General features: G+C 59.5%; 16 protein-coding genes. 9 read left to right on the top strand and 7 right to left on the bottom strand.

Annotated elements, in window-relative coordinates; genetic code table 11:
- The first annotated feature begins 82 nt into the window (after positions 1-82).
- Together proS and P8S53_RS10410 are read left to right on the top strand one after the other, a co-directional pair.
- A complete protein-coding gene (gene proS, locus P8S53_RS10415) occupies positions 83-1,426 on the top strand; it encodes a proline--tRNA ligase (protein WP_277803903.1) in 1,344 nt (447 codons plus the stop codon).
- A gap of 199 nt (positions 1,427-1,625) precedes the next feature.
- A complete protein-coding gene (locus P8S53_RS10410) occupies positions 1,626-2,192 on the top strand; it encodes a hemerythrin domain-containing protein (RefSeq protein ID WP_277803902.1) in 567 nt (188 codons plus the stop codon).
- Here the strand turns inward: P8S53_RS10410 and P8S53_RS10405 are convergent.
- Positions 2,189-3,358: a tetratricopeptide repeat protein gene (locus P8S53_RS10405; protein WP_277803901.1), complete on the bottom strand. Its 1,170-nt coding sequence runs from the start codon at positions 3,356-3,358 to the stop codon at positions 2,189-2,191. The genes P8S53_RS10410 and P8S53_RS10405 overlap by 4 nt on opposite strands.
- Before the next feature lie 178 nt (positions 3,359-3,536).
- Between P8S53_RS10405 and P8S53_RS10400 the strand changes: the two genes are divergently transcribed.
- From P8S53_RS10400 to P8S53_RS10390, 3 genes are all read left to right on the top strand, one after another.
- Positions 3,537-4,823 carry a lipoprotein-releasing ABC transporter permease subunit gene (locus P8S53_RS10400; protein ID WP_277803900.1) on the top strand — a complete coding sequence of 429 codons (1,287 nt, stop codon included), beginning with the start codon at positions 3,537-3,539 and terminating at the stop codon, positions 4,821-4,823.
- Positions 4,816-5,499, top strand: coding sequence for an ABC transporter ATP-binding protein (locus P8S53_RS10395; RefSeq protein ID WP_277803899.1), 684 nt, complete (start codon positions 4,816-4,818; stop codon positions 5,497-5,499). The genes P8S53_RS10400 and P8S53_RS10395 overlap by 8 nt, the downstream gene beginning before the upstream one ends.
- 65 nt (positions 5,500-5,564) lie before the next feature.
- Positions 5,565-7,274, top strand: coding sequence for a pentapeptide repeat-containing protein (locus P8S53_RS10390; protein ID WP_277803898.1), 1,710 nt, complete (start codon positions 5,565-5,567; stop codon positions 7,272-7,274).
- 196 nt (positions 7,275-7,470) lie between these two features.
- Here P8S53_RS10390 and P8S53_RS10385 read toward each other — a convergent pair whose 3' ends face one another.
- Entirely contained in the window at positions 7,471-8,133 is a 663-nt protein-coding gene (locus P8S53_RS10385) for an alpha/beta hydrolase (protein WP_277803897.1), read from the bottom strand.
- Positions 8,130-8,759, bottom strand: a complete 630-nt coding sequence (locus P8S53_RS10380) for a DNA-3-methyladenine glycosylase (RefSeq protein WP_306417911.1) — start codon at positions 8,757-8,759, stop codon at positions 8,130-8,132. The genes P8S53_RS10385 and P8S53_RS10380 overlap by 4 nt, the downstream gene beginning before the upstream one ends.
- Before the next feature lie 80 nt (positions 8,760-8,839).
- Here P8S53_RS10380 and P8S53_RS10375 point away from each other — a divergent pair, with 80 nt between their 5' ends.
- The 4 genes from P8S53_RS10375 (at position 8,840) to rpsA (ending at position 13,919) form a co-directional block, all read left to right on the top strand.
- Positions 8,840-10,057, top strand: a complete 1,218-nt coding sequence (locus tag P8S53_RS10375) for an MFS transporter (protein WP_277803895.1) — start codon at positions 8,840-8,842, stop codon at positions 10,055-10,057.
- Positions 10,058-10,230: 173 nt separating this feature from the next.
- On the top strand, positions 10,231-11,094 hold the full coding sequence (locus P8S53_RS10370) for a transferrin-binding protein-like solute binding protein (RefSeq protein ID WP_277803894.1): 864 nt from the start codon (positions 10,231-10,233) through the stop codon (positions 11,092-11,094).
- Between the two features lie 84 nt (positions 11,095-11,178).
- Positions 11,179-11,955 carry a 23S rRNA (adenine(2030)-N(6))-methyltransferase RlmJ gene (locus P8S53_RS10365; protein ID WP_277803893.1) on the top strand — a complete coding sequence of 259 codons (777 nt, stop codon included), beginning with the start codon at positions 11,179-11,181 and terminating at the stop codon, positions 11,953-11,955.
- 284 nt (positions 11,956-12,239) lie between these two features.
- Positions 12,240-13,919 carry a 30S ribosomal protein S1 gene (gene rpsA / locus P8S53_RS10360; protein WP_277803892.1) on the top strand — a complete coding sequence of 560 codons (1,680 nt, stop codon included), beginning with the start codon at positions 12,240-12,242 and terminating at the stop codon, positions 13,917-13,919.
- A gap of 80 nt (positions 13,920-13,999) precedes the next feature.
- Here the strand turns inward: rpsA and P8S53_RS10355 are convergent, their stop codons facing one another.
- From P8S53_RS10355 to P8S53_RS10340, 4 genes are read right to left on the bottom strand one after another with little or no spacing between them, the layout of a single operon-like run.
- Positions 14,000-14,377: a DUF934 domain-containing protein gene (locus tag P8S53_RS10355; protein ID WP_277803891.1), complete on the bottom strand. Its 378-nt coding sequence runs from the start codon at positions 14,375-14,377 to the stop codon at positions 14,000-14,002.
- Positions 14,374-15,081 carry a phosphoadenylyl-sulfate reductase gene (locus P8S53_RS10350; RefSeq protein ID WP_277803890.1) on the bottom strand — a complete coding sequence of 236 codons (708 nt, stop codon included), beginning with the start codon at positions 15,079-15,081 and terminating at the stop codon, positions 14,374-14,376. Before P8S53_RS10350 ends, P8S53_RS10355 begins: the two co-directional genes overlap by 4 nt.
- A complete protein-coding gene (locus P8S53_RS10345) occupies positions 15,071-16,738 on the bottom strand; it encodes a nitrite/sulfite reductase (RefSeq protein ID WP_277803889.1) in 1,668 nt (555 codons plus the stop codon). Before P8S53_RS10345 ends, P8S53_RS10350 begins: the two co-directional genes overlap by 11 nt.
- A gap of 5 nt (positions 16,739-16,743) precedes the next feature.
- Complete coding sequence (locus tag P8S53_RS10340) at positions 16,744-17,043, bottom strand: DUF2849 domain-containing protein (RefSeq protein WP_277803888.1); 300 nt, start codon at positions 17,041-17,043, stop codon at positions 16,744-16,746.

The following is a 17,043-nucleotide window of genomic DNA, read 5'->3' as shown; positions in this document are numbered from 1 at the left end:
CGCAAGCTGTCAACGCCACCTTGCCCCTGAACGAAGTCTCCCCTAAACCCGTGTGAAATTGTCACACCGAGAGAGGCCCCCGATGCGCCTGAGCCGCTATTTCCTGCCTGTCCTGAAAGAAACCCCATCCGAGGCGCAGATCGTCAGCCACCGCCTGATGTTGCGCGCGGGCATGATCAAGCAGGCCGCCGCGGGCATCTATTCCTGGCTGCCACTTGGGTTCAAGGTTCTGAACCGGATCGAGCAGATCGTGCATGACGAACAGATCCGCGCAGGGCATATCCCGATGCTGATGCCGACCATACAATCAGCAGATCTGTGGCGCGAATCCGGCCGCTATGATGATTATGGCGAAGAAATGCTGCGCATCAAGGACCGGCACGGGCGTGATATGCTGTTCGGGCCAACCAATGAAGAACTGATTACCGACATTTTCCGCGCCCATGTGAACAGCTACAAAGACCTGCCGCTGACGCTGTATCATATCCAGTGGAAGTTCCGCGACGAGGTGCGCCCGCGTTTCGGCGTCATGCGGGGCCGCGAATTCCTGATGAAGGACGGCTATAATTTCGACATCGACAAGGAAGCGGCGCTGCACGCCTATAACCGCCATCTGGTCAGCTATCTGCGCAGCTATGAACGCATGGGCCTGCAAGCCATCCCGATGCGCGCCGATGGCGGACCTATCGGGGGCGATTACACGCATGAATTTCTGGTTCTGGCCGAAACCGGCGAATCGGAAGTGTTTTATGACAGCGAAATCACCGATCTGAAATTCGGGGCGCGCGAGGTTGATTATGACAGCGTGCCCGCATGTCAGGCGGTGCTGGAAGAATTCACCAGCCGTTATGCGCGCACTGATGAAACCCATGATGAAGGGGTGTTTGCCGCGCAGGTGCCCGAAACCCGCCGCCGCACTGCACGCGGGATCGAGGTGGGCCAGATCTTTTATTTCGGCACCAAATATTCCGACGCAATGGGCGCCACGGTTGTTGGCCCTGACGGCGCACGCACACCTGTGCATATGGGCAGCCACGGCATTGGCGTGTCGCGCCTGCTGGGCGCTATTATCGAGGCCAACCATGATGATCGTGGCATCATCTGGCCCGAAGGCGTCACGCCGTTTCATGCAGCGATTGTGAACCTGAAGCAGGGTGACGCAGATGCTGATGCGGCCTGCGAGGGGCTGTATAAGGCGCTCGTCGCGCGCGGGCTGGAGCCGCTTTATGATGACCGCCCGGAACGCGCGGGCGCGAAATTTGCCACAATGGACCTGATCGGCCTGCCATGGCGGCTGACAGTCGGCCCGCGCGGGCTGGCCAAGGGCGTGGTGGAACTGACCAGCCGCCGCACCGGCACATCCGAGGAACTGACGCCAGAGGCCGCGATAGACCGGCTGGCGCAGATTTACGCGGCGCATGTGTAAAGGGGCGCGCGCGGCGGGGGCATCGAGCCCCCTTCGCGCGCATGGGCCGCAGCCCAAACCCGCCCCAAGGGGGCACCGCCCCCTTGGGGAACCCCGCGTCAATGCGCGATGATGGCACAATTACCCTGCATCCGCGCACAGCATAACCGATTGACCATCGCGGCCACACCGTTAGCTTGCACCCCGAACGGAGTGACGCATGACCCAAACTGACCTGACCCGGCGTGACGGTTTGCCCGATGCCCTGCGGATATTGCTTGAGAAATACCCGCGCGACATCTGGCAAAGCCACCGCAATTTTGACGGCCTGACGCGCTTCTGGCTGGAACGTCACATGATGTTCCGGCAGGCCCTGGGGCAGTGGCAGACGGACACGCGCGCCTTTCTTGACAAGGGGCGCGATGCGCGCGCGCATGGCCAGCAAACCGCGCGTCTGGGCGGGTTTTTGATCAATGAGTTGCACGGCCACCACCAGATCGAGGATACGCATTATTTCCCCGCCTTGTCTGCGGCGGAACCGCGCCTTGCCAAAGGGTTCGAGTTGCTGGATGCCGATCATCACGCGCTGGACAGCGAACTGGCCGCGCTGACCGATGCGGCCAATACGCATTTGCGCGCCCTTGGTGACAGGAACGCCGACACAAGTGCCAATGCCGCGCGGATGCTGGCGCAACTGGACGGGTTTGAACGCTTCCTGAACCGCCATCTGCTGGATGAGGAAGAACTGGTCGTCCCCGTCATCCTGCACCACGCCCCAAGGCTCTAGCCGCCATCACCGAAGACCGCCAGCAGACCCGCCAGATCAGGGTGGTCGGGGGCATACTGGCGCAGGTGGATCAGGGTGTTTTGTGCGGTGGTTTGTGTCGCGGGGTGGTCATCGCCAAGACTAGTGCGGTGAATGCTAAGTGCTTCGAGGTAAAGCGGGGTCGCCTGATTGGCGCGGTCGGTGACGTGCAGCAAACCTGCGAGGTTGTTGAGCCATGTTGCCACATCTGGGTGGCGGTCGCCAAGCGTCTCGCGGCCAATCGCCAGCGCCTCGCGATACATCGGCTCGGCCTCGACAAAGCGCCCCGTGGCGCGCAGCAAACCCGCTAGGTTGTTAAGGTTCTGGCCCACGGCAGGATGGCGATTGCCCAGTGTTTTGCGCCTGATCTCCAACGCTTCGCGGAAAAGCGGCTCGGCTTGGCCGTAGCGACCTTCGTCGACCAGAGACAATGCGTAATTGTTAATTGAAGTCGCAGTTTGCGGATCGTGAAGACCGTTTTCCTCGACCGAAAGCGTTACTCGGATCTTATTTTTTGAAATATCGCTCTGTGAATCTTCCAACATCCAAAGGTGACTTTTTTCCTCGCTAGAATAGCTATATAGACTGTCCAACTCGGCTGCGCGGGTGTAGTGGTTTGCAGCAATTGTCCAATCTTTTTGACCTTCTGCAATTTCACCAAGGCCGAATTCTGCGCGGGCGGCGCGTTTGACGGCCAGTTCCTCTCGCGCGGCGATTTCAATGAAGATGTCCTTGGCCTGATCGGTGTTGCCCATACGCAGGGCGTCGATGGCTGATTGCAGTCGTTCGGCCCCCAGTTCATTGCCTTCGCGCACAAGGCGCGCTTCCAGATCGGCAAGGCGCTTGCGTTCAGTTTCAAATGCGCCTTCGGGGTTGTTGATCTGGGCGGTCAATTCGTCAATGCGGGCCTGTAGCTGCGCGCGCTCGGACGCATCTGTGCGGTCAAGTTCCGCCATGATCTCCGCACGCAATTCGCGGCGGATGCGGATGAAATCAATGATTGTGAGTTTGGTTTCACCGTCATTCGGCATCACCTGCACCGGCGTGACCTGTGGTGCCGCAGGTTTGATGCGGTGTTTCAGCCATCTTGCCCCCACGAACACCGCGCCAACGATTGCCAACAATGCAGCGATTGCGCTGATAAGCACGGCATTTTGTTCTAGAAATTGCAAGATCTCCGAAATCACATGCCGCCCTCAAATCCACCCTCACACCCTGCCTGATGCCCCAAACCCTGTCCAGCCCTTCACGCGAGCGCGCGCGCTTTGGGCTTGACCTTGCGCGCCAATCCTATGAGGTTGCGTCAAATTCTCAGCAGGACGCCGCATGACCGGACATACCGCCCCCTTCGCCCCGTTTGAATGGATGATCGCATGGCGCTACCTGCGCGCGCGCCGCGCCGAAGGGGGCGTCAGCGCGATGACGGTCATTTCATTTCTGGGCATCATGCTGGCCGTGTTTGCGCTGATTGCCACGCTGTCGGTACGGTCGGGCTTTCGGGCGGAATTTGTCGACACCATTCTGGGGGCCAATGCGCATGTGACGGTCTATTCGTCGGTGCATGTGGACGATTCCGGCCGCACCAGCCGTGTGATTGACGATTATCAGGACATGGCCGAACGCATTGCTGCCGTGCGCGGTGTCACCCGCGTGGCCCCCCTGATCAAAGGGCAGGTCATGGTGTCCGCGCATGGGCGCAATACCGGCGCCGAGGTGTTTGGCATTTCGCACGATGATCTGCGCACCATCCCGCGCGTGGCCGACCCCGAACAGGCGCTCGGCGACATTGAGCGTTTTGAAGACGGCGTGGCCATCGGGTCGGGCATCGCGCGGGAACTGAATGTGGCGCTTGGCGATACGGTGCGCGTCATATCACCCGACGGGGTGCGCACGGCCTTTGGCACCAGTCCGCGCACTTCGGCCTATGAGGTGGTCTATATCTTCACCGCCGGTCGCTATGACATTGACCGGACACGATTATACATGCCCTTTGACGAGGCGCAGATCTATTTCAACCGCGACGGTGTGGCGGATGAGCTGGAAGTGATGGTCGCCAATCCCGACCAGATTGACGGCATGCGTCTGGACCTGCTGCGCGCGGGGGGCGAGCGTGCAATGCTATGGACATGGCGCGATTCAGCGGGGTCGTTTCTGCGCGCGCTGGATGTCGAAGATAACGTGATGTTCGTGATCCTGTCCATTCTGGTGCTGATTGCGGCGATGAACATCATTTCGGGGCTGATCATGCTGGTCAAGAACAAGGGCCGCGACATTGGCATTCTGCGCACCATGGGCCTGTCGGAAGGGTCGGTGCTGCGGGTGTTCTTTATCTGCGGGGCGTCTGTCGGTGTGCTGGGAACGGTTGCGGGGGTTGTGCTGGGCTGTCTGTTTGCCATCTATATCGACACCATCTTCAGCCTGGTGAATTACATGTCCGGCGGTGGTGTGTGGGACCCGTCCATTCGCGGCATCTATGCGTTGCCCGCGCAGTTGCGGCTGGAAGATGTGCTGAAGGCGGTGGGCCTGTCGCTGTCGCTGTCGTTTATTGTGACCATTTTTCCCGCGCGCCGCGCCGCACGCATGAACCCGGTAGAGGCATTGCGCTATGAATGATCAGGCCCTGTCGCTGCGCGATATCACCAAGACCTATAACGCGGGCCGCCCCAATGAAGTGGCGGTGCTGCGCGGGGCGTCGCTGTCGCTGGACCGGGGCGAGGTGGTGGCGCTGGTCGCGCCATCGGGGGCGGGGAAATCCACGCTGCTGCATATCGCGGGCCTGCTGGACACGCCCGACACCGGCGCGGTCGTGATCAACGGGGCCGATATGACACGGCTGGGCGATCATGCGCGCACGGCGGCGCGGCGCGGGCAGGTGGGGTTCATCTATCAGTTTCATCATCTGCTGCCAGAGTTTTCCGCGCTGGAAAATATCATCCTGCCGCAACTGGCCAACGGCGTTGCGAAAGCGCAGGCCGAAGCCCGCGCGCGTGACCTGCTGGACCGTGTGGGCGTGGGGCCGCGCGCCGCGCATCGCCCCGCAGCCCTGTCGGGGGGCGAGCAGCAGCGGGTCGCTTTCTGCCGCGCGCTGGCCAATGAGCCAAGTCTGTTGCTGGCGGATGAGCCGACCGGCAATCTGGACCCCGAAACCTCCGATCAGGTGTTCGGCGCGTTGATGGCCCTTGTGCGCGACACAGGGCTGTCGGCGCTGATTGCGACCCATAACATGGACCTTGCCGCCCGCATGGACCGCGTGGTGCGGCTGGACACAGGCGAAGTCGTCATCCCCTGATCCCCCCGCTTGCCCCGCCCCCAGCGCTGGCATAGGCTGGCGCGATTGCAGGGACGGGATTTCAGATGACCAGTGACTATATCAGCGTGACATTGCCCCTGACTCAACAGGGGCTGAATGTGATTGTGGTGGCGGTGTTCATCGCTATCGTCACAGGGGTGATCTGGCTGGCATTGTCAGTCAGCGACAACGAGCGTCCCGACCCCGCCCGCCGCGCGTTGGAGGCATTCGGCTGGGTCTATGCGCCGATATGGTTTTTCCTGTTTGGGGGCGTGATCATATCAATCTGGTGGGTGTTCAATGGGATACCATCTCCGTTTTCGCTCGCGCAAGGGGATGGCGGTGCCGGTCTATTGGGGCTTGGAACCCTTATCGCGGCATTGCTGGGCGCGCCCTTTGTGTTGTGGGGGACGGTGCTGAAACACCAGACAGTGATGTTCCAGAAAGAAGGCCACATGACCGACCGCATCAACAAAGCGGTCGAGCAGTTGGGGGCGGAGAAGACAGTCAAGAAGATCGTGGACGGTGAAACGCAGGAAACATCAGAACCGAATATCGAAGTCCGTATCGGCGCGATCCTTTCGCTGGAACGTATTGCGCAGGATTCAACCCGCCATGACAACGGCCGCGATCATGTGCGGGTGATGGAAATTTTGTGTGCGTATATTCGTGAAAATAGCGGCATCGATACCGCATGCCATAAAAATCCACGCAAAAAGCTGATAAAACGGCTCAACGATGAGCTAAAAAAAGATCGTTTTCTGAAAGCGATTAACGCAGCACTTTCTGATCCGGAGCTTAGCGCACATGAACTGGACATCGAGGTACATTCCTGGTTGGGGAGTTTAAAAAGAAAAGTAAGAATAGACATTCAAACTGCGATTAATGTGATTGGACGGCGATCCGAATCGCAACTTTTGATTGAGCGAAACGATTGCACTTTAGGAACAAAGAATTTAAGAAATAGAGTTGATACAATTAAAGAAAAAATAGTTTCTACCGGCGCATGTGGAGAAACTTTAAAGGCGATGCTGCAGCAACAAAATTTTAAGAGTACCGATGGATATCGACTTGACCTTAGTAGCGTGAATTTTCAAGGTTATGATTTTCGGAATCTTGATTTCAGCCTGTCGAAAATGCATGGATGTGCGTTTCAAGGGGCGGTTTTAGACAACTGCAGCTTCATCGGCGCTGAATTGAGCCAATCTCTCTTTAGCGATACATCGTTCAACAAAAGTGACTTTTCATTTTGTGATGTTGCGTATTGCAATTTTCTATCGTGCTATGGGCACTCTGCATTATTTCTTGCAAACAACTTTCAGGGGTGTGTTTTCATTGGTGGAAATATGCACAATAGCGAATTTAATGGTGTTTCACTTTTTGGTGTAAGTTTCGCGTTCATTAACCTGTCTGGTGTCACATTCAATGTCGTATATAGCGGAAACGTATCTTTTGTACAATGCAGGCTTTCAAGAACTGAATTGAAAGGATTGAATTTTGATCAATTTTCTGATTTTTTCAATAAGGACGGTGGAGCGTTAGAAAATACCATGTTTAAGAACACAGTGTTTGCAGAAGGTGTGACCTTCGGTGCTGATATCTACGGAGCTTTCGGAGATGGCTCCGTTGAGCTTCCTAAGAGAATATCTCGTCCTATCCATTGGCCGGATTGGAAATTGCCTTCCGATGGCAGCGAATATGACTTCGTCAAGCAGTATCACAAATGGCGCGCTGACCCCGCCACCTATAAGCCCCCTGAGAAGCCTCAACCCTAGCCCTGCACGAGGCGCGGAGCCAAGGCCGAAGGCCGCCGCGCCATCGGCGGGCCGTCCCGCGGCATGCCGGTTTGGCCAGCGTCACACCAAGCTTTTGATCTTGGAGTATGCCGCATGCATAAAGTGAGCATCTCCAACGTGGGACCGGCAGACCCCGGCCCGCCGATGGCGCGGGCTTTGTTCCCTGCGGCCGCCGTTACCCCGGCAGTTTGTCGCGCAGAAACGACAGCGCGAGGGACAGCCCGTCATGAGCGATGCCGTGGCCGGTGCCTTTGGACACATGCGCATAGGTTTCAAACCCTGCCGCCGTCAGCGCGTCTGCGGCCTCTGACAGCGATTGCGGGGGGACCACTTCATCCTGATCGCCATGCACCAGCAGGACGGGCGGGTGCGACAGCGCGTCATCGGCCAGATGTTCGGGCTGCATCAGCCGCCCCGAAAACCCCACGATCCCGGCCAGCGCGTCCTTGCGGCGCGGGGCCACATGCAGGCTGATCATCGTGCCCTGCGAAAACCCCACCAGCGCCAGCGCGCCCGGCGCTAACCCTTCATCCGCCAGCACCTGATCGATGAACGCATCCAGATCGTGTGCTGCGGCTTGCAGCCCTGTCAGCGCTGCTTCCTCGGTCGATCCGTCCAGCCATGGGATGGGGAACCACTGAAACCCCATCGGGTTGCCGGTGCAGTGTTCGGGCGCGTTGGGCGCATAAAAAGCCGTGTCCGGCATATGCGGACCCAGCGGGTCGGCCAGCCCCAGCAGGTCCGCGCCATCCGCGCCGTAGCCATGCACGAAAATCACGGCGGATTTCGCCTGCCCCTTGGGTGCGCCCTTGCGCGCAGATGTCAGAATGCGGGTCATATGATGCCTTCTCTGTCGGTTTCGATGCGGTAATAAGCCCACAAAAGCCCCGCTGCAACCGTGCGCCATGGCGACCATGCGTCTGCCATGGCGCGCAGGGCGGTCTCGCGCGGGCGGTCGGGCAAAGCGAACAGGCGGCGCGCGGATTCCTGCAAGGCCAGATCGGCGGGGGCAAACACATCGGCGCGCCCAAGGCTGAACATGGCGTATATCTCGGCGGTCCAGCGGCCAATGCCCGGCACCTCGACCAAAATGCGCGTCACTTCGGCGTCGGGCAGGGTGCGCAGTGCATCAAAATCAATGCCAGCGGCGGCCAGCGCGCGGGCATAGCGCATCTTTTGCCCCGACAGGCCGGGCGCGCGCAGTGTCACATCATCGGCGGCCAGAACGGCGGCGGGGGTGGTCAGGCCCGCATCTTCCATGCGGCCCCAGATGGCGCGGGCGGCATGGGTGCTGACCTGCTGGCTGACAATCGCGCACAGCAACTGCGCAAAGCCATCGTCGCGCCTGCGCAGGGGTGGTGTTCCGGTCAGGGCCAGCGCATGGGCAAAGCGCGGTTCACTGCCCGCCAGCCATGCGGCGCCTTCGGCCATGCAATCGGGGGTGGTCAGAATACGCCCGACCATCAGAACGCCCTGCGCGACAAACTGGTGCACATGTAAAATTCCCCTTTTCCTTGGTCCGGTGATTGGCTAATCCTGCGCGCATGACAGACATGATTGCAACCCATGATGATGCCCGCGCCAAGCGCAATGTAATCGTGCTCGTGGCCGCGCAGGCGGTTGTGGGCGCGCAGCTTCCGGTGATTTTTATCATTGGCGGGCTGGCGGGGCAAATGCTGGCCCCCAACCCGTGCTGGGCCACATTGCCGATTTCGCTGATCGTGCTGGGATCGATGCTGACGGCCACGCCATTGTCGGGGTTCATGCAGGCATACGGGCGGCGCGCGGGGTTCTGGGTTGCGTGCGGCGCAGGGGCTGTGGGCGCGGCCATCGGGGCCTATGCGCTGATGCTGGACAGTTTTCCGCTGTTTCTGCTGGGGTCATTGCTGACGGGCGTTTATATGTCGGCCAACGGGTTCTACCGCTTTGCGGCCACTGACACGGCCAGCCCCGAATTCCGCCCCAAGGCCATTTCCTATGTCATGGCGGGGGGGCTGTTGTCGGCGGTGTTTGGCCCGCAACTGGTATCCTTCACCGCCGAGGCGATGCCGGTGCCGTTTCTGGCGACATATCTGGGCGTTATCTTGCTGAACCTTGCGGGTATGGCGCTGCTGAGCATGCTGGACATACCCACCCCCGCCAAGCCGGATCTGAGCCTGCCGCAAGGGCGGTCACGGCGCGACATGCTGAAAACGCCGGTAATTGCTGTGGCCATCATTTGCGGCACCGTGTCCTATGCGCTGATGAACCTTGTCATGACATCGACGCCGCTGGCGGTGGTGGGTTGCGGGTTTGACACATCGGATGCGGCCAATATCGTGTCGGCGCATGTGCTGGCCATGTATGCGCCGTCCTTCTTTACCGGCCATCTGATTGCACGGTTCGGGGCGCGCAATATCGTGGGGCTTGGGCTGGTGATCCTTGCGGGTGCGGGCGCGGTCGCCATGTCAGGGGTGGAGTTGGAGCAGTTCTATATCGCGCTGATCTTGCTGGGTGTGGGGTGGAATTTCGGCTTTATCGGCGCGACATCCATGCTGACCGCATCTTATTCGGTCGAAGAGCGCGGTCGCGTTCAGGGCCTGAATGATATGATCGTTTTTGGCGGCGTGTTTCTGGCGTCGCTGAGTTCGGGGACATTGATGAACTGTTCGGGCGGCACAACGGAAACCGGCTGGCAACTGGTCAACATGGCGATGTTGCCCTTCCTTGTGCTGGCCGGTGGCGCCCTGATCTGGCTGGCGCTGCGCCCGCGCGAGGTCTGAGGCTGGCGCACCGCGCGGGTGGCTGTTCTCCAAAGCCAGAATATGCGCGGGCTGAGTCGTCCTTGCAACACTACGCGCTGTTGTCATGTCCCGCAGATTGACTTTTGCGCGCACCGCGCTGATTCTGCCCATAACCCGCGCGAAAGACGCGATTTTTTTGAGTGAGGCAGATTATGAGCAAAAGTTTTTTCGGCACGGCCCTTATTGGGTCGGTTTTCTTTCTATCAGCATGTAGCGGCGGCAGCAGCGGTGGTGGCAGCAGCAGCGGCAGCAAGTCACCCAGCGCCACACGCAGCTTTACCAGTGTGCTAAGCCAGATTTCCGGCGCACCCGAAGAAGAGTCGCGCGTTCTTGCCACGATGCGAGAGTCCGGTGAGGTCCAGTTCCAGTTCGAAGGCGGTGTGCTGAACGACATGGTCGTGATTTGCGACGACTATTCCGGCGCAAGCTGTCGTGTTGTCGGCGGGCCGGATGGCACAACCGAAAGCGCCCGACTGGAAGGGCGCATGGCGGGCGAATACGCCTATGCGGGCAGCTTGCGACTGGATCACGCAAAGGACGGCCAGATTGAGCATTCTTATCACCGGCTGTATCAATCCGCGCCGGACCGTGCAGCCACACGTCTTGTGATGCCCCAGGGGGTTCAGGATTATCAGGGCCATTTCATGGCGGGCGCGATTGTCGACGGGCAGGGCGGAATTGCCGAAGGCGGCATTCGTATGACGGTGAATTTTGATACCGCGTTGCTGTCGGGGTCCATGAACGGGACACTGCGCGACACGGACACTGCGGTCAGGGCCGGGTTTAACAATGTGACCATCGATGGCAAATCCGGCCAGTTCGCATCGACGGATACCAGCACATTCAGCTTCAACGGTGGTGCCGCCGGGGGCAGCGTGCAGGGCGGCTTTTACGGCCCGCAAGCCAATGAAATTGCAGGCACATTCGATATTGGCGTGAATGAAACAAATGGCATGAGCGGGATTTTCCTTGGCTGTCGCGGGCTGGAAGCCACATGCGTTTCGCATGGTGACTGATGCTGCACGCGGTCGCATCCGGTAATTTGATGCGGCCGTTATTGCGGCATTGAAGGCTGCCTGAATTCAGTGCAAGACGGATCAATGCTGTCTTATCAACATATCTACCACGCCGGAAATCTGGCTGATGTCCAGAAACACGCGCTTCTGGCGTGGGTGCTGGCCTATATGACGGCCAAGGACAAGCCGCTAAGCTATATCGAAACACATGCAGGGCGCGGGCTTTATGCCCTTGATGCTGCTGAGGCGCTTAAAACCGGCGAAGCTGCCGCTGGGATTGCGCGCATGCAGACGCGGTTTGCGCCTGACCACCCTTACCGTGTTGCGCTGAACGCCATTCATGCGCGCCATGGTGAAACGGCCTATCCCGGATCACCGCTGATTGCGGCCAGTTTGTTGCGCGCGCAAGACAGTATGACACTGGCAGAATTGCACCCGCGTGAATTTGACGCCTTGCGCAGCAATATGGCACGAACAGGCGCGACCCTGCGCCACGAAGACGGGCTGGAGATGGCGATGTCTGTGTGCCCGCCGACACCGCGGCGCGGCGTGCTGATGATCGACCCGTCATATGAGGTGAAGGACGATTACGCACGCCTGCCCAAAGTGCTGGGCGATCTGCGGCGCAAGTGGAATGTGGGTGTCCTGATGCTGTGGTATCCGGTTTTGCATGCGGGGCTGCACGGGCCGATGCTGGCGCGCATCCGGCAAGACCAGCCCGATGCAGAGGTGTTTGAAATCGCATTTCCGCCGGTGCGGCAGGGTCACCGGATGGTGGGTTCCGGGCTGGTGGTGGTTAATCCGCCTTGGGGTATGGTTGACGAAGCGCAGCGTGTGAAAGCGCTGCTTGCGCGGGATTAGCGGAAAAATCCCGGTTTGAGCACCGAAAATGCAGCAAAACACCACTTGTTTTGTGCAGCCGGGGCATTCCGCACTTGCGTAAACACCATCCCGGCGCTAGGAAACGCGCAATCAAGAAGGCCAAAGGTCACATTCTGAACGGGCAGGGTCGGGCGCAAGCCGCGACCCTTTGTGTTTGTTGCGCGTTCCGGGTGAACCTTTATGCGGTTTTCGTGATCCCAGTCCATAGACCGGCGGAGTCAACCGTCAGGCCAGAAACATGATGAAAAAGGAACCATATCTGAATGTGCGCTAAAGCAACCATGGAAGACTTCGAGGCAATGCTCGCTGAAAGCCTCGAAATGGACACACCTGCCGAAGGCAGTGTTGTCACAGGCCGTGTGATCGCCATCGAGGCAGGTCAGGCCATTATCGACGTAGGCTACAAGATGGAAGGCCGCGTCGAACTGAAAGAATTTGCAAGCCCCGGCGAAGCCCCGCAAGTGGCAGTTGGCGATGATGTCGAAGTTTTCCTGGAGCGTGTTGAAAACGCCCGTGGCGAAGCTGTCATCAGCCGCGAAAAAGCCCGCCGCGAAGCGGCTTGGGACCGCCTGGAAAAAGCCTATGCCGATCAGGACCGTGTCGAAGGCGCGATCTTTGGCCGCGTCAAAGGTGGCTTCACGGTTGATCTGGGCGGCGCTGTTGCGTTCCTGCCCGGCTCTCAGGTTGATGTGCGCCCCGTGCGCGATGCAGGCCCGCTGATGGGTCTGAAGCAGCCGTTCCAGATCCTGAAAATGGACCGTCGTCGTGGCAACATCGTTGTGTCGCGCCGCGCGATTCTGGAAGAAAGCCGCGCCGAACAGCGCGCCGAAGTCATCGCCAAGCTGGCCGAAGGCCAGATTGCAGATGGTGTGGTCAAGAACATCACCGAATATGGTGCGTTCGTCGATCTGGGCGGTGTTGACGGGCTGCTGCACGTCACCGACATGGCATGGCGCCGCGTCAACCACCCGTCGGAAGTTGTCACCATCGGTGAAACGATCAAGGTGCAGGTCATCAAGATCAACAAGGAAACCCACCGCATCAGTCTGGGCATCAAGCAGCTGCAAGCCGATCCATGGGATTCGGTCGGCGCGAAATACCCGCTGAATTCGGTGCATCAGGGCCGTGTGACCAACATCACCGATTACGGTGCATTTGTTGAACTGGAAGCCGGTGTCGAAGGTCTGGTCCATGTTTCCGAAATGAGCTGGACCAAGAAAAACGTGCATCCCGGCAAGATCGTCTCGACCAGCCAGGAAGTCGATGTCATGGTTCTGGAAATCGACGGCGACAAGCGCCGCGTGTCTTTGGGCCTGAAGCAAACCCTGCGCAACCCGTGGGAAGTGTTTGCCGAAACCCACCCTGCCGGAACCGAGATCGAAGGCGAGATCAAGAACATCACCGAATTCGGTCTGTTTGTGGGTCTGGAAGGCGATATCGACGGCATGGTTCACCTGTCCGACATCAGCTGGGACCAGCGCGGCGAAGAAGCGATCCAGAACTTCCGCAAAGGCGACACAGTTCAGGCGGTTGTGGCCGATGTCGATGTCGAGAAAGAGCGTATCTCCTTGTCGATCAAGGCACTGGAAAACGACAGCTTCTCTGATGCGGTCGAAGGTGTGAAGCGCGGGACAATCCTGACCTGCACCGTCAGCGCGATTGAAGAAGGCGGCGTCGAGGTTGAGTTCAACGGCATGAAATCCTTCATCCGCCGTTCGGATCTGGCCCTTGAGCGTGCAGACCAGCGCCCGGAGCGTTTCCAGGTCGGCGACAAGATCGATGCGCGTGTCACATCTGTGGACAGCAAGACCCGCCGCATTGGCCTGTCGATCAAGGCACGCGAAATCGCGGAAGAAAAAGAAGCTGTGGAACAATTTGGGTCTTCCGATGCAGGCGCATCGCTGGGCGACATTTTGGGCGCAGCCCTGAAAGATCGCAAATAATCACTTCTGCGATCACTATCTGATACAAAAAGGCCCCGAAGAAATTCGGGGCCTTTTCACTATATCACGGCTTTGCCGTTTCAGCCGGTGCGGCGCAAGGCGCTGCGGTAATCATGCGCGCGCCAGTTGGCGCGGGCCAGCCACTGTGCTTCCGGCTGTCGTGCGGCCAGATCGTCGCTGATTTCAACTTCGTCAAAGCCGGACCGGCGCGCCATCGCATATTGATCGGCAATGACATGCCCTTGCGCACGCAGCCGCCCCGTGAACCCCATGCGCCGCGCGCGCGCAGCAAGCGTGAAGCCGCGCCCGTCGCTGAAGGCGGGAAACTGAATGCGGATTGCCTGCTGCTGCGCGACCGCGTCCTGAAACGCGCCGTCATCGGCGTCGGGTGCAAGGTCTGTCCAGATGCCCGAAAATGTGTCCGGTCCGAACCCTGTGTCAGTCACAATTACAGTCATGATGCCTGCCTTCTGATAACGCGGCCATTTGCGATATGGATGCCACATTCAACTTTGTCTTGTCCGCGCCAGCGTCCTGCGCGCGGTTCTTCACCCTGTGCCACAGGCGCTGTGCAAGGGGCGCAGCCAATCGACAGATAACCCTGGGACACCAGCGGGTGACGCGGCAGATCAAAGCGGGTCATGTAATCCGCAAGGTCTGCGGGCTTCCATGCTGCCAGCGGGTTGATTTTCAGATGCGTGTCATCGCGTTCGAACATCTGCAAATGGCTGCGTGTCGTTCCCTGAAACTGCTTGCGGCCCGTAATCCAGCCGTCAAAACCGCGCAGGGCCTGTTCCAGTGGTTGCGCCTTGCGCAAGGCGCAGCATGCGTCCGGGTTGGACCGGTGCAGCAGATTATCGGGATCGCGCTGGAACAATGTGTTCCTGTCTGGGGTGATGGTGCGCAAGTCGCGCAAGTCCAGTCGCGCCGCCAGTTCCCGCTGATAGGACAGGGTTTCGGGAAACAGCATCAGGGAATCTATGAACACCACAGGCGTATCGGGTGCGATGCGTGACACCATATGCAGCAACACCGCCGATTCCGCGCCGAAGCTGGAAACCAGCGCCACACGCCCCAGCGCGCCGGACAACGCGAAGCGCAAGCCCGCCGTGGCATCATCCGCGAAGCGCGTGTTCAGGGCCGAAAGCTCTTCATGCGGCATCTTCTTGCTCCGTATGATAGAGCGCCGCCTTGAACGGGTCGGCACCCAGGCGGCGATAGGCCTGCAAGAAGGTCTCGCTGCGGTCGCGGCGCAAATCAAGATAGGCGCGCAGGATACGTTCCACCGCAGGGACAATCTGGTCATAGGCGAACCCAGGTCCGGTGCGCGTGCCGATGACCGCATCCTCGGACCCGTCCCCGCCAAGGGTGATCTGGTAGTTTTCAACGCCCGCGCGGTCCAGCCCCAGAATGCCGATATGGCCAACATGGTGATGCCCGCAGGCATTGATGCAGCCCGATATCTTGATCTTCAGCGGGCCTATGTCATGTTCCAGTTTCAGCGCGTCGACATGCTGCGCGATTTCCTGCGCCACGGGAATGGACCGCGCGGTCGCAAGCGCACAGTAATCCATGCCGGGGCAGGCGATGATGTCAGATGCCAGCCCGACATTGGCCGTTGCAAGCCCCGCCGCCCGCAGCGCTTGGTGCAGCGCCGGCAGATCGTCAAGCGCGACATGTGGCAGGACAAGGTTCTGTTCATGGCTGACACGAATTTCACCCAATGCGTAGCGGTCGGCCAGATCGGCAATCAGGGTCATTTGCGCATCTGTCGCGTCCCCCGGTGTGCCGCCATGTGGCTTCAGGCTGATGGTGACAATGCTGTAGCCTGCCGCGCGGTGCGGGTGCAGGTTGGTGTCGGCCCATGCCCGGAAAACACCATCAATGCGGCGCGCGTCATGATAGCGCTGGTCATCGCGCGGCGGCAGATCGGGTGCCGCAAACTGCTGTTTCAGCTGCGCCAGATGTTGGGCCGTTGCACCCGCATCAAATTGCGGGGCAATTTTGCGGAATTGCGCTTCCACCAGATCGCGCACTTTTTCCAGCCCGTTTTCATGCACAGTGATCTTGATGCGGGCCTTGTATTTGTTGTCGCGCCGCCCCAGCAGGTTATAGGTGCCAACGATTGCTTCCAGATAGGGCAGCAGGTCCGCCACGGGCACAAAATCACGGATCACCTTGCCAATCATGGGCGTGCGCCCAAGGCCACCCCCAACGATGACCTCGAACCCGGTTTCCCCATTTTGCCGCACCATGCGCAGCCCGATATCATGCGCTTTGGTGACTGCGCGGTCATTCGGGCTGCCGGTGATGGCGATCTTGAACTTGCGCGGCAGGAACTGGAATTCAGGGTGGTCTGTCGACCACTGGCGGATCAGTTCGGCATAGGGGCGGGGGTCTTCAATCTCATCCGCGGCGGCGGCGGCGAACTGGTCCGATGTGACATTGCGGATGGTGTTGCCCGATGTCTGGATGGCGTGCAGCCCCACTTCGGCCAGCGCGTCCAGAATATCGGGCACATCGGTCAGGCGCGGCCAGTTATACTGGATGTTCTGGCGCGTGGTGAAATGGCCATAGCCCTTGTCCCAGCGCGTGGCAATCATGGCAAGCTGGCGCAGTTGTGCGGAATTCAGCGTGCCATAGGGAATGGCCACGCGCAGCATATAGGCATGCAATTGCAGATACAGGCCATTCATCAGCCGCAGGGGCCGGAATTCTTCTTCGGTCAGGCTACCATCAATGCGGCGGTCCACCTGTGCGCGGAACTGGCGGTTGCGTTCCGCGATAAAGGCGCGGTCAAACTCATCATACTGATACATGATGCTTATCCTTGCGATTGCTTGCCATGGGCATAGTTGGAGGGGCCACGACGGCGGAAATCCTCGCGGAAATGCGCAGGTTCCAGACCTGTCGGGCCAAGGCGCATATCTGCAAGATAACAGCCCACAACCTCGTTCTGCCGTAGGTTGGCCTGTTCCAGCGCGGTTTGCGCGTCGGCCTTGTCGGTAAAGGCATTTGCGCTTTGCAAACTATCCGTCCAGCTGCCATCCTTCGCCAGCCAGACAACGTCGCCTTCGATCAGCGAATTGGCAGTCACGACTTTTACGGGGGTTGCTTGTGTCAT

It is taken from the genome of Roseinatronobacter sp. S2, assembly GCF_029581395.1.
Classification (GTDB): Bacteria; Pseudomonadota; Alphaproteobacteria; order Rhodobacterales; family Rhodobacteraceae; genus Roseinatronobacter.
The sequence above is the reverse complement of the archived record's forward strand: the minus strand, read 5'-3'. Positions and strand labels throughout refer to the sequence as shown.